8 protein-coding genes are annotated in these 13,163 nt (G+C 58.2%); 5 read left to right on the top strand and 3 right to left on the bottom strand.

Translation table 11 applies throughout. From position 1 onward, the window contains the following. Positions 1 to 18: 18 nt before the first annotated feature. Positions 19 to 678 (top strand): RluA family pseudouridine synthase, encoded by a 660-nt coding sequence (locus A3224_RS14670; protein ID WP_067156297.1) that lies wholly within the window; start codon positions 19 to 21, stop codon positions 676 to 678. Here A3224_RS14670 and A3224_RS14665 read toward each other — a convergent pair. From A3224_RS14665 to A3224_RS14655, 3 genes are all read right to left on the bottom strand, one after another. Next, a complete protein-coding gene (locus A3224_RS14665) occupies positions 675 to 1,235 on the bottom strand; it encodes an imm11 family protein (protein WP_067156294.1) in 561 nt (186 codons plus the stop codon). The two genes, A3224_RS14670 and A3224_RS14665, sit on opposite strands and share 4 nt — an antisense overlap. Beyond that, on the bottom strand, positions 1,232 to 1,846 hold the full coding sequence (locus A3224_RS14660) for an AHH domain-containing protein (protein WP_067156291.1): 615 nt from the start codon (positions 1,844 to 1,846) through the stop codon (positions 1,232 to 1,234). The genes A3224_RS14665 and A3224_RS14660 overlap by 4 nt, the downstream gene beginning before the upstream one ends. Before the next feature lie 307 nt (positions 1,847 to 2,153). Then, the gene (locus A3224_RS14655) at positions 2,154 to 4,493 is read right to left on the bottom strand and encodes a Tex family protein (RefSeq protein WP_067156288.1); all 2,340 of its coding nucleotides are present in this window, start codon (positions 4,491 to 4,493) and stop codon (positions 2,154 to 2,156) included. 242 nt (positions 4,494 to 4,735) lie between these two features. On the opposite strand from A3224_RS14655, the gene A3224_RS14650 reads away from it, so the two are divergent. The 4 genes from A3224_RS14650 to cas10 all read left to right on the top strand — a co-directional run bounded on the left by A3224_RS14650 (position 4,736) and on the right by cas10 (position 13,150). Further along, a complete protein-coding gene (locus tag A3224_RS14650; protein WP_067158097.1) occupies positions 4,736 to 5,944 on the top strand; it encodes an efflux RND transporter periplasmic adaptor subunit in 1,209 nt (402 codons plus the stop codon). A 2-nt stretch (positions 5,945 to 5,946) separates the two neighbouring features. Continuing rightward, a complete protein-coding gene (locus A3224_RS14645; RefSeq protein ID WP_067156285.1) occupies positions 5,947 to 9,084 on the top strand; it encodes an efflux RND transporter permease subunit in 3,138 nt (1,045 codons plus the stop codon). Between the two features lie 203 nt (positions 9,085 to 9,287). Then, positions 9,288 to 10,403: a CRISPR-associated ring nuclease Csm6 gene (gene csm6, locus A3224_RS14640; protein ID WP_074904187.1), complete on the top strand. Its 1,116-nt coding sequence runs from the start codon at positions 9,288 to 9,290 to the stop codon at positions 10,401 to 10,403. A gap of 86 nt (positions 10,404 to 10,489) precedes the next feature. Next, positions 10,490 to 13,150, top strand: coding sequence for a type III-A CRISPR-associated protein Cas10/Csm1 (gene cas10, locus A3224_RS14635; RefSeq protein WP_067156280.1), 2,661 nt, complete (start codon positions 10,490 to 10,492; stop codon positions 13,148 to 13,150). Positions 13,151 to 13,163: the final 13 nt, after the last annotated feature.

The following is a 13,163-nucleotide window of genomic DNA, read 5'->3' as shown; positions in this document are numbered from 1 at the left end:
GATAGCGGGAGAGAGAAATTGCGCGCATACCGCCCGCCCGCCGAGCCCTTCCTCAGCGTGGTGTACGAGGACGAAGCACTTCTGGTGCTGGACAAACCCAGCGGCCTGCTCAGCGTGCCCGGGCGCGACCCGGCGCACCGCGACAGCCTGGCTTCTCGCGCCCAGGCGCGTTATCCGGGGGCGCTGACTGTGCACCGGCTGGATATGGACACCTCTGGGCTGGTGGTGATGGCGCGGAATCCGCAGGCGCATCGCAAGCTCAGCGCGCAGTTTCAAAACCGTCAGGTGGAGAAGGTCTACTGTGCGAAGGTGTGGGGAGAGCTGGCGGACAATTCCGGTGAAATCGATTTGCCCCTGATCTGCGACTGGCCCAACCGGCCCCGGCAGAAGGTGGATTTCGAACTGGGCAAGCCATCTTTGACCCGCTGGGAAAAAATCTCCGCATGTGCCGGTTTCAGCCTAGTGTGCCTGCGCCCGGTAACCGGGCGCTCCCATCAGCTGCGGGTGCATCTGCAGGCCATAGACCATCCGATTCTCGGCGATCCCTTCTACGCCCACCCGCAGGCCCGGACCGCCGCACCGCGACTGTTGCTGCATGCGACGGAGCTGGCATTTACCCATCCGGAGAGCGGGGAGCAGCTGCGGTTTAGCAGTGCGCCGGAAACGCAGTTTTTTTAAAAAATTGATGCGAGGTCCATGGAAAACCTTAATCCTTTTAGGTTGGAGGACTCTATTAACGCTTTAAACCTTTCCGTACAGTAGATATTTTTATAACCACTGAACTCGGTTTTGAATATCAATATGTCTTTTAGCCGATCTTCCAGAAATTTCAGATTATGTACATCAATGAACCCGCCTTCCTCCACTGTGCGCTTGCTATTTTCAAGATCTACGGTATCCATGCCCGTTTTTTGTGTAACGTGTAAAACCCAATAAGGTATTCCCTCACACGTTGCAGGTAAAAGCTCTCCATAGGGTTCAATTTCATGACCAATTTTATTGACAGCTAATTCGTTGAGGATTAAGTCATCAGTAAACCAACAGGTGATGTCTGGGGGATTGGTAACATTCTTTTTGTCGCTTTCGTCTGTGAAGACAATTTCTGGGGGGCGCCAGATTTCAGACCAGCAATCTCTGTCCAGTGCAAAATAATCTCCCATCTTAGCTTTTATTTCGTCTAGGGATATATCGCCTACCAGGTAATTTTCTCGATCAAATCCAAGTCTATATATCATTGTGGAAACCTCGCGCCGCTGGGAAGGCCAGCTCCTTTTTTCAGCATGACATATTCGGGGATATTTCCTTCTTGTAGATATTTGGCTATTAATTGCAGGTTTTTTCTGAATATTTGACTGCTTCTTATTCCTCTAAGCCGGGAGAATAACCAGAAAAAGTAATTGAATCTATGGATTCTGCTGTGTGGTATAGCAGCAGGGAACGCGGGGTGAGGCGTTGCAGCTGTGTTTTCCGGAAGCCAGCATCCATTGTCAGGATCATCAATACGTATTTTAAGTGCGGCCATAATGATTCTTAGCTGAGCTGCGTATTTGTGATTTCCAGAAATTATGGCATGTGCATGGCAACGCGGTGGTCGAGGCTTTCCAATCTCTTCAAGGTGACGTGCGAGTCGAGTTGAGTTATGTTTCTCGTTGCGTAATTGCTCTTCGCTCATTTCGCTTGCTTGCAGACGATAGGTGTCAATACCTATTTGAATTTGAGCTGCTACGCTAACTCGGTTCAAATCGCTTTGAGTGAGCTCACCTCCTTTGTTCTTCAGTACGTCATCGATTACACGCTCCAATAGGTTTTTCTCGTGATACTGTTTTTCTTCTTCATATATCGACATGGCAACAACTCCTTGTCTCACAGATCCTTGATATGCAAGTATAGAATTATAAATAGTCGAAGATTAAGTGCCTAGATTAAAGTTCATTGCTTTGCTTTATTCGTGAGAGTGCTACGGATGGTTTCTGTCTCTCTACTAATAAAATTTATTTAAAAATTCGGGTGGCTGCCGGTGTTTGGCGATTTCGAGATGGTAGTCTTGTTATCTAAGACTTTCGTTTGGCTTCGTGTTATCTTTACGTCTCGGGTCTAGATTAATCAGGGGCCTTATAAATAAAAGGGCGATCGGCTGATCGCCCTTTTTACTTTTATTTTTTGTTTTTCATCGCCGCCATCAGCAGGTCGCCCATACTGCCGCGCCCGCCGCCCTGTTGCTGGCGGTTTCTGTTGTTGTGGCGCTGGGCCTGGCGGCTTTCGCGGTGGTCGCCTTTTTTGACGCCGCCGCTGCCCTGTTCGCCCGGCTCATCGGAAAGGCGCATGGACAGTCCGATACGCTTGCGCGCTACGTCCACTTCCATCACTTTCACTTTGACGATATCGCCGGCCTTGACCACTTCGTGGGGGTCCTTGACGAATTTCTCCGACAGGGCGGAGATATGCACCAAGCCGTCCTGGTGAACGCCGATATCCACAAAGGCGCCGAAGTTGGTAACGTTGGTGACGGTGCCTTCGAGCACCATGCCCGGGCGCAGGTCTTTGATTTCTTCGACGCCCTCTTCAAATTTCGCCGTGCGGAATTCCGGGCGCGGGTCGCGGCCGGGTTTTTCCAGTTCGGCGATGATGTCGGTGACCGTAGGCAGGCCGAACTTTTCATCGGTGTAGTCCGCCGGGTTCAGGCTGCGCAGGAAGGCGGTGTCACCGATGATGCTGTTGATTTCGCGGCCGTTTTTCTCCGCGATGCGGCGCACCACGATATAGGCCTCGGGGTGGACGCCGGACTTATCCAGCGGGTTTTCGCCACTGTTGATACGCAGGAAGCCGGCGGCTTGCTCGAAGGCCTTGGGCCCGAGGCGCGGTACTTCCATCAGTTGTTCGCGGTTTTTGAAGGCACCGTTCTGGTCGCGGTAGGTCACGATGTTGTTGGCGATGGACTGGCTCAGACCCGACACTCGCGCTAGCAGCGGTGCAGAGGCGGAGTTCAGTTCCACGCCGACGCCGTTCACACAGTCTTCCACCACCGCGTCTAGGGAGCGGGCCAGCATGGTCTGGCTGACATCGTGCTGGTATTGGCCCACACCGATGGATTTAGGTTCGATTTTCACCAGCTCCGCCAGCGGGTCCTGCAGGCGGCGGGCGATGGAGATGGCACCGCGGATGGTGACGTCCAGATCCGGGAACTCTCGCGCGGCGAATTCGGATGCGGAGTAAACGGAGGCCCCGGCCTCGTTCACCATCACCTTCTGCACTTTGAGCTTGTACTGTTTGATGGTATCGCCGACGAATTTGTCCGTCTCGCGGCTGGCGGTGCCGTTGCCGATGGCGATCAGGCCCACGTTGTATTTTTCACACAGGGCGGCGATCACCGCGGCGGACTCCTGTACGCGGTTTTGCGGCGGGTTGGGGAAAATCGCCGTGTGGTCCAGCAGTTTGCCGGTGGCGTCCACCACCGCCACTTTGACACCGGTGCGCAGGCCCGGGTCCAGGCCGATGGTGGCCTTCTGGCCCGCCGGGGCCGCCAGCAGCAGGTCCTTGAGGTTGCGGGAGAATACTTTGATGGCTTCTTCTTCTGCGCGCTCGCGCAGCTCGCCGAGCAGGTCTGTTTCCAGGGCGGTAAGCAGTTTGATGCGCCAGGTCCAGCGCACCACCTCGCCCAGCCATTTATCCGCCGGGCGCCCCTGGTCGGAAATTTCGAAGTGCTTGGCAATCATCGCCTCGCAGGGGTGGGCCTGTGTCGGTGCGCGCTCCTCGTCGCCTTCGAGTCCGATACTGATGGCCAGTATGCCCTCGTTGCGGCCGCGGAATATCGCCAGGGCGCGGTGGGACGGGACCTTGGCCCAGTCTTCGCTGTACTCGAAATAGTCGCGGAATTTGGCGCCTTCTTCTTCTTTGCCGTCGAGTACCTTGGATTTCACCTGGCCGTCGCGCTTGAGGAAGTCGCGCAGCTTGCCGAGCAGTTCGGCATTTTCAGCGAAGCGTTCCATCAGGATGAACTTGGCTCCGTCGAGTGCGGCTTTGATGTCCTTGACGTGCAGCGCGCTGTCTTCGTGCTCGGTGTTGAGATACTTCTGCGCTTCTTCTTCGGGGTTCAGGGATGGGTCGGCGAAGAGTGCGTCTGCCAGCGGCTCGAGGCCGGCTTCAATGGCGATCTGGCCCTTGGTACGGCGTTTGGGCTTATAGGGCAGGTAGAGGTCTTCGAGGCGGTTCTTGGTATCGGCGGCTTCGATTTGTTGCGCCAGTTCCGGGGTCAGTTTGCCCTGCTCTTCTATGCTCTTGAGGATGGTTGCGCGGCGCTCTTCCAGTTCGCGCAAGTAGCGCAGCCGTTCTTCCAAGGTGCGCAGCTGGGTGTCGTCCAGCCCGCCGGTAACTTCTTTCCGGTAGCGGGAGATAAAGGGCACTGTGGCCCCTTCGTCCAACAGTGCCACCGCGGCGGCCACTTGTTGCGAGCGTACGTTGAGTTCTTCAGCTATTCGGGCGTTGATATCCAGCATCTTCGTTTTACATCCGTATGACGGGATTGTTTCTTCACAGAGGCGGCCTGCGGCCATCCCTGAGGGGCCAATTGGGTGGGGCATTATGCGTGACCTGGGCGCGGTGAGAAAGGTTTGCGGCAAAGCGCAGTGCTTTGCGGTGACCTGCATCCGAAGTGGCATCTTTCGTCGTCGAACTCCAGTAGAATTCACCGCTAGTTAATTTTTGAACAACTGTGATCCAATTCCGGGTTGAGGGTATTGTGGAAAATTCTAAGAAAAACAAGCTGCTGGTGATTGTTCTGTTGGTTGGCATCGCCGCTATTGCTTTGGTGTTGGGGCTTGCGCCGAAGCCTGAGGAAAAGGCTGCGGAGGCGACACCGCCACCAGTGGCTGATGTGCTCTACGCTGACCCCGGGCGCCAAACTCTGCTGGTGCCCAGTCAGGGTACGGTACAGGCGCGCCACGAGATCGAAGTGGTGGCCCGTGTCGGCGGTGTGATCGAGCGGGTGAGCGACGCCTTCGTGGCCGGGGGCTTCTTTGATGCCGGGGATTCGCTCTTGCAGATAGAGGCCGCTGACTACGAGCACCAACTCACCCGCACCGAGGCGCAGCTGGCCGAAGCCATTTCCGCACTGGCCCAGGAACAGGGCCGCGCCAAGCAGGCCAAGCGGGAGTGGCGCGACCTGGGGTCCCCCGCCGCCAACGAACTTTTCCTGCGCAAGCCGCAGCTGGCCGCCGCCGAGGCCGCGGTGGCTGCGGCCCGCGCCGAGCGCGATCAGGCCAAACTGGATCTGGCGCGCACAAAAGTGCTGGCGCCTTTCGCCGGTCGCGTAGTCGAGACTTATGTGGACCTGGGGCAGTACGTGGCGCCGGGTACGCGCCTGGCCAAGATTCACAGTACCGGCATCGCCGAGGTGCGCCTGCCGCTGACCGACCGCCAGTTGGCTCTGCTGGATCTGCCTTTGGGGCAGTCCGTTGAAAACGGTCCCGCGGTGCGCCTGTCCGCACAGATCGCCGGGCATGAGCGCGAGTGGCGCGGTGAGATAGTGCGCACCGAGGCGAGCATTGATCCGAACAGCCGCTTCGTTTACGCCGTTGCCCAGGTGCGCGATCCCTATAAAGGTGAGGCCCCTCTGCTGAACGGTCTTTTCGTGGAGGCGGATATCGTCGGCAAAACTTTCGACAACGTCACCCGCTTGCCGCGCCAGGCGCTGCACGAGGGCGACCATCTGCTGGTGCTGGACGCGGAAAACCGCCTGCATTTCAAAGAGGTGGAACTGCTGCAGGCGGTGGGCGAGGAAGTCTGGCTGCGCGGCGACATCGCTTCCGGCGAGAAAGTCATTGTCTCCAGCCTCGGTTATTCCCGTGAAGGCATGGTGATCACCGCCAACCCGCTGAATGAAAAACCCACCGGCCTGCCACTCGGCGATGACGGCGGGGCCGCGGCAACTGCGCAGGAGGCGCTCTGACTATGCAGGGCATTATTGGATGGTTCGTACGCAACAGTAAGGCCGCCAACCTGCTGATGATCATGATTATCATCGGCGGTCTATTCGGTGTTCTCCATATCGGCCGCGAAGTCTTTCCCGCGATCAACCCGGGCATAGTGCGGGTGGATATCAGCTATCCCGGCGCCGGTCCGCGGGAGGTGGAACAGCAGGTCACGCTGCGGGTGGAGCAGGCCATTTCCGACGTCAAGGGCATCAAGGAGGTGAACTCCTTCTCTCGCCGCAGCCACAGCACCGTACAGGTGGAAGCGGCGGAGGGCTACGACCAGCTGCGCTTGCTTAACGATATCAAGGTGCAGGTGGATTCCATCAGTACCTTCCCGGCGGATATCGAGCGCCCGGTGGTTTCGCTGGAAGAGTGGTCGACGCAAATCATGCACATCGCCATCGGGGGGCCGGTTTCGCCGCGCCAGCTGAAGGACACGGCGTTGGATTTGCGCGATAAGCTGCTTCTCCTCCCCGGTGTGCGCCAAGTGGATGTCTGGGGGGACCGCGCCGACGAAGTCTCCATTGAAGTTTCCGAACTGGATCTGCGCCGCTACAACCTGAGCTTCGACGATGTCGCCAACGCGGTGCGCCGTTCCTCCCTGGACCTACCTGCGGGCATGGTGCGCTCCGACCGCGGTGATATTCAGGTGCAGACCCGCGGCCAGGCCTACACCGCGGATGACTTCGCGCGCATACCGCTGCTGAGCCGCGCTGACGGCACCCAGCTGCTGCTCGGTGACGTGGCGACAATCGAAGATGGCTTCGAGGAAGAGGGTTCGATAATCCGTTTCAACGGCAACCCAGCCATGAACCTGCGTGTGCTGCAGGGCGATCCGCTGGACGTGGTGGCCACCGCCGACGCCATCAAGGCGTTTATGGAAGAGGCCCGCAAACAACTGCCGCCGGGGATGGAGTTCGATATCTGGTTTGACTTCTCCAAAGCCTATGAGGGGCGCATGAACCTTTTGCTCAGCAACGCGCTGGGCGGTCTGGTGCTGGTGTTTGTGTTGCTGATGCTGTTTCTGCGCCCACTGCTCGCCATCTGGGTTACCGTGGGCATCGCCACTGCCTTTATGGGCGCCCTGTGGTTGCTGCCGGTGACCGGTGTCACCCTGAATATGCTTTCGCTGTTCGCGTTCCTGCTAATTCTGGGGATCGTCGTCGATGACGCCATCATTGTGGGCGAGGCGGTGCACGCGGCCCACGACCGGGGCATAACGGGATTGGCAGCGGCGGAGGAAGGCGTCAAGCAGGTTTCCTCGCCGGTGATATTCGCCGTGGTCTCCACCATGGTGTTCTTTATTCCCATGTTGTTCCTGCCCGGCTATACCGCGCAAATGATGCTGTCGCTGCCGGTGGTGGTACTGCTGGCACTTTCCTTCTCTCTGATCGAATCCCTGTTGATTCTGCCCGCACACCTGGTGGGCCTGAAGCCGGAGCGCAAGGCGACATCCGGTTTCGGCCACTGGCTGCAGAACCTGCGCGGCAAATTCGCCGGTGGCATGCAGACGGCCTGCGACAACTACTATATGCCGCTGCTGGGGAAATCTCTCAGCAACAGCCGCACTACAGTGATGGCCTTCCTTGTGGCACTGCTGCTGTCCTTCGCTGTGTTTAAGGGCGGTTATATCGGTTTTTCTTTCTCACCCAAGGTGCCTTCCGACTTGCTGCAGCTCACTACTGTGATGGCACCGGGCGAATCCTTTGAGGAAGCCAAACGGGTTATGGAGCAGTTCGAGCGCGCCGGCGAACAACTCGCGCAAGATGAGGAAATGCTGGCACTTAACAACGGTGAGCCGTTTGTGGCGAACACCATGGTGTTCCTGTGGCGGGGCAATGTGACGGTACTGTTGCAGCTGACCGATGGTGAACTGCGAGACGTCACTTCCGAGCAGCTGGCGCTGCGCTGGCGCGAGTATATTGGCGAGCTGCCCGCCAGTGTGGAGGAGATGAACATCTCTTCCACCATCGGTGACGACGGCGCGGGCATGAGCCTGAACCTGAGCACCGCCTCCGGCGACATGGATGAATTGCGTGTGGCGGCGGATGCGGTAAAGGCGGCACTGAACAGCTATGCCGGTGTCTACGACGTGCGCGACAACCTCACCAGTGCCCGCCGGGATATCGAAATCCAGCTCAAACCTTACGCCACCAATTTGGGAATTGGGCTGGCCGATGTGGCCAAGCAGGTGCGCCAGGGCTTTTACGGTGAAGAAGTACAGCGCATCCCCCGCGGGCGCGAAGATGTGCGCGTGATGGTGCGCTATCCCGAAGAGGAGCGTGCGAGCGAAGAACAGATAGACCGAATCCGCATCCGCACCAATCAGGGCGAAATTCCTTTCAGCGCGGTGGCGGACGCCGTCTATGTGCCCGGCTACACCACCATCCGCCGCCACGACCGCGAGCGCACCGTGCAGATCACCGCGGAATTGACGCCGGGCTCCGCCAGCGCCCACGAAATTCTCAAACAGATCCGAGAAAAAAATGTGCCCGAGTGGGAAAAACAATTCCCCGGCTTTTCTCTGAAGACCGCCGGTGAAATGCAGGAGGAGCAGGAATTCAACGGCGCCATCATCGCTTTCTTTGTACTGTCGCTGTTCGCGATCTATGCGCTGTTGGCAATCGCTTTCCGCTCCTACTCGCAGCCGCTGCTGATTCTCACCGCGGTGCCTTTCGGCTTCTTCGGTGCCATTCTCGGCCACCTGTTGCTGGGTTACGAAATCAGCATTATGTCTATGCTCGGTTTCCTCGCCGCAGCCGGTGTTGTGGTGAACGATAACCTGGTACTAATGGATCGTATCAACCAGTTGCGCGCTGGCGGCATGGCGATTATGGATGCGGTGGTGCAGGCGGGCCGCGATCGCTTCCGCCCCATTATTCTCACCTCGCTCACCACGTTTATTGGCCTGGTGCCGATTATGTTCGAGCGCTCCATCCAGGCGCAGTTCTTGATCCCAATGGTGGTCAGCCTCGCCTTCGGCGTCCTCTGCGCCACCTTTGTGACCCTGCTGCTGGTGCCCAACCTGTACAAGGTGATCGAAGTGCTGCGTCTGAAAATGCATGGACGCAAAGACAGTGAAACAGAACTGCCCGTTTCCCTGGAAAATTCCTGATCCCCGCCCCCTCTCCCGTTCTGGGGGAGGGGTATTTTTTTTAGCAGCTGCGGGCGTTATAGACGTCCGTGTGGACAGTTACCCTTCCGTTTAGGCAGAATCAAAAAATTGGGCAAAGATCGCAAGCTTGCGATTTCTGAAAGCGCTCATCAGGGCGTGCATAATGCGCGTGCAAAAGCAAATAGAAAAACCTGATGTACGGAATGGAACCAAAAAACTGCAAACGCCGGATTTTACTGGCGGTAAGCGGCATGTCGCCGCAGATACTCACCGAAACGCTCTATGCACTTGCCTGCGTTCAGCGCCCCGCGTTCATACCCACTGAAATTCACTTGTTAACCACCGCCAGTGGTGCCCGCAGCGCACGCCACAAGCTTCTTCATGGAGGCAATTTTGTACGCTTGTGCAAGGAATATGGGTTGGACCCGGAGCTGTTTAAAGAACAGAACATTCACTTACTTTGCGATGCGCAAGGCCAGCCTCTGGAAGACATTCGCACTGCGCGGGAAAACGAAATAGCCGCGGACCAGATTGTGGACTGGGTGCGCCGTTTCACCTCCGACCCGTGCGCCGCCCTGCACCTCTCCCTCGCGGGTGGACGAAAAACCATGGGCTACTTTGCTGGCTACGCATTGTCGCTGTTCGGCCGCGCGCAGGACCGTCTTTCTCACGTATTGGTATCGTCCGGTTACGAAAGCCACCCGGAGTTTTTCTTCCCCACCCGAGAAAGCCACCTGATAGAGGTCGGTAACGGCCGTGTATTGGATGCCCGGGACGCACGAGTGGAACTGGCGGATATCCCCTTTGTTCGATTGCGTACGGAAATTCCCCAGCCGCTGCTGGAGGGTGGTGCCGGTTTTAGTGAGACCATCCGCCATATTCAGCGTATCGATGAACCGCCCCGGCTTGAGTTGGACTTGACCTGTCGGCAGCTCCGCGCCAGTGGATTAGCGGTGGAGCTCCCCCCTATGCTATTCGCATTCTACGCGTGGATCGTTCAGCGCCACCTGAGGGACGATTCACGTCCTTGCGCTGCGGATTTGCGTGAACCTAATGGCCTGTTCGCGGATGAACTGATGACTCTGGTGCGCTCCGTTGAAGGTGAAATGGGACGCGATAGAGAATTGACTGAACGCAGTTTAAAAAACGGCATGGACAAGGCTTATTTCGAAGAGAAGAAAAGCCGCGTAAACAAAATACTCGAAAGCCAGCTGGGCAAGGCGCTGGCGCGTAACTACCAGATAACCCGTTTTGGTAAAAGGCCCAATACCAGTTACGGCCTGGCGTTGGAAAAGGAAAACATAGACTGGCGCGATTAATGCGGAAGCTGACTTACTGCGTCCACATACGCGCCCTGAATGAAGTCAGATATAAAGGAAAAAAGCACCCTCGGGAGTAACCCAATATGGAAAAACACCCGTTAGCCCAGGCCAGCGCCCGCGTGTCGCTCGCCGCCTATTTACACGACCTGGGCAAGTTCGCCGAGCGCGCTGGCATTGCCGAAGCGGAGCGCCAGGCTGACGACAGAGGTAATAGTCTGCGAGACCTGAACGTCCAGCAGTACTGTCCTCAGTTCAAAGGCCGCTACAGCCACATCCACGCCGCCTACACCGCCATCGCAATGGATCTGCTGGAAGAACATCTGCCGGATATCAAATCCGGTGACTGTTCGCCTTTCGCGTCCTGGTCCAGCGGCAGCGAACTGGCCGATGGCGACTCACTGATCAACGCCGCCGCCCGCCACCACAAACCGGAAACCTTTTTGCAGTGGGTGGTGGCCAGTGCCGACCGCCTGGCCTCCGGGTTTGAGCGCAGCGAGTTCGAGGAATACAACCGAGCGGAAGAGGGGCTGGAGAACCGCAGTCACCTGAGTGCGCGCATGGAAGTGCTGCTGGAAAAAATCCGCCTGTCGGAGCGCTCGGGCGGGCAAAAAGCCGGGAGTCACCGTTACCTGCTGCGCCCGCTTTCTCCCCAGGCACTGATGCCGGAGGGAGCGAGAGACTGCGAGCCTCAAGACAAGGCGAGCGCGCGGGCGGAATACGCCCGGCTGTGGGAACAGTTTAAAAAGGCGCTGTCCGAAAACCCCATTCCCCCTTCTCACAAAGGGGATTTGAACCTGTGGCTGGACCATTTCGACAGCCTGTGGCTCACCTTTACCCACGCCATCCCCTCCGCCACCGCGGCCAAGGTGGACGGGCGCTTTGTGCCGGTTCCCGCGGATGTCTCCCTCTACGATCACTCGCGCACCACCGCCGCTCTGGCCACCGCACTCTGGCGCTGGCACCGGGAAACCGGCCGTGAAGACAGTGCCGCAGCGGCGCGCCTGCGCGACGGCAGTGACGATGAAGAGCAAAAGTTTCTGCTCGTTCAGGGCGATATGACCGGCATCCAGGACTTTATCTTCGCCGCCGGCAGTCAGACGCAGAAATACGCCGCCAAACTGCTGCGGGGCCGCTCTTTTATGGTGTCCCTGCTCACCGAGTGCGCCGCGCTCTATCTGCTGGAAAGTCTCGGTCTGCCACCCACCAGTCAGGTCATCAACGCCGCCGGAAAATTCCTGCTGGTGGCGCCCAATACGCCGGAGACAACAGTGGCGCTGGAAGAGGCCCGTTCAGTGATCAACCGCTGGTTTATGGACCACAGTCAGGGGCGCGCCGGTCTTACTCTGACCTGGTTGCCCGCCTGCGCCGCTGACTTCCGCGGCGGTCAGGACGGTTTCCGTCGCCTTGTCGAACGCCTGTTCAAACAGCTGGAAGTAGAAAAATTCAAGCGCCTGGACCTGTGCAGCGAGGAAACCCCGGCGGTATTTGAAGGCTATCTGGAGCGCTTTGCAGACGGCGAGTGCCCCTTGGACGAATACAGTCCGGCAGAGATCTCGCATCGCGACGTTAGAATGAGCCGCCAGGCCCGCGACCAGATCCGCATCGGCGAGGCTCTGGCGAAGTACGACCGCCTGCTGGTCACCTGGGAACCAGTGAATAACCGCACCCTGGACACAGATATTTTCGGTTACCGCATCACTTTCGCCGACACCGGAGAGACGGGATCGGACCCGGTGCGCCTGTGGGATTTCTCGCTGCCCCAAGACGGAGAGGCCCCCCTCTGGAACGGCTGTGCCCGGCGCTTTATCAACGCCTATGTGCCGCGTTTTGAACTTGCCGATATCGCGGACCTGACGCGCTACGAACAGCTGGGTGAAGAACCGCCCAACCGCGACGAAATAAAAAGCCTCAACCATCTCGCCTGCGAAGACCGCCGCAAAGACAGCGAAGGCGGCAGGCAGGGAGTTACCGCGTTGCACAGCCTTAAGGGGGACGTAGACAACCTGGGCCAGATATTTCAGCGCGGACTGGAAAAACCCAGTTTTGCCAAAATGGCCGCCCTGTCCCGGCAGATGAACTTCTTCTTCGCCCTTTGGCTGCCCTGGCGCTGCCGCGAGCGATTCCGCAACAGCTACACCGTTTTCGCCGGCGGCGACGACTTCTTCCTGATCGGCCCCTGGTACAGCCAGCTGAAACTGGCTGAGGCCATGCGCAAAGACTTCGCCAACTACGTGGCCGGCAATCCGGACATCCACTTTTCCGCAGGCTTCCACCTGGGCAAACCCGGCCTGCCGGTGCGCCGCCGCGGGCAGGCCGCGGAAGAAGCCCTGGATGCGAGCAAGGCGCGGGAGGGAAAAGACAGTGTCACCTGCTATGGGGAAACCGTCAGTTGGAGCGACTTTTGCGCCCTACTGGCAGAAAGCGAAGAGCTGCGTCAATTGAAAGAGGAATTCAGTTTGAGCGGCAGCTTCGTCTACAGCCTTTTACAACTGGTGGATATGGCCGGGGAAGAAAAAGCCGGTAATCCCCGCGGTGCCCTGTGGCGCTCGCAACTGGCTTACCGGGTGCAGCGCCATGTGGGCGACCGCCTGCGCCGAGAGCAGGGCGAAACCCGGGAAGCCTTTGAAGCGCGCCGCCGGCAGTGGGTTGAAAGTCTGAACTGCAAGCTTGCGAACGCTATCAGCACCTGGCAGAGCGGTTATCGTATCGCTCTCTGCACACACCTTTACCAGTACCGGCACTAACAGAGGGGGGAGG

The organism is Microbulbifer thermotolerans, from assembly GCF_001617625.1.
Taxonomy (GTDB): domain Bacteria; phylum Pseudomonadota; class Gammaproteobacteria; order Pseudomonadales; family Cellvibrionaceae; genus Microbulbifer; species Microbulbifer thermotolerans.
Note: the sequence above shows the minus strand (reverse complement) of the source record. Positions and strands in the feature narration are given on the sequence as shown.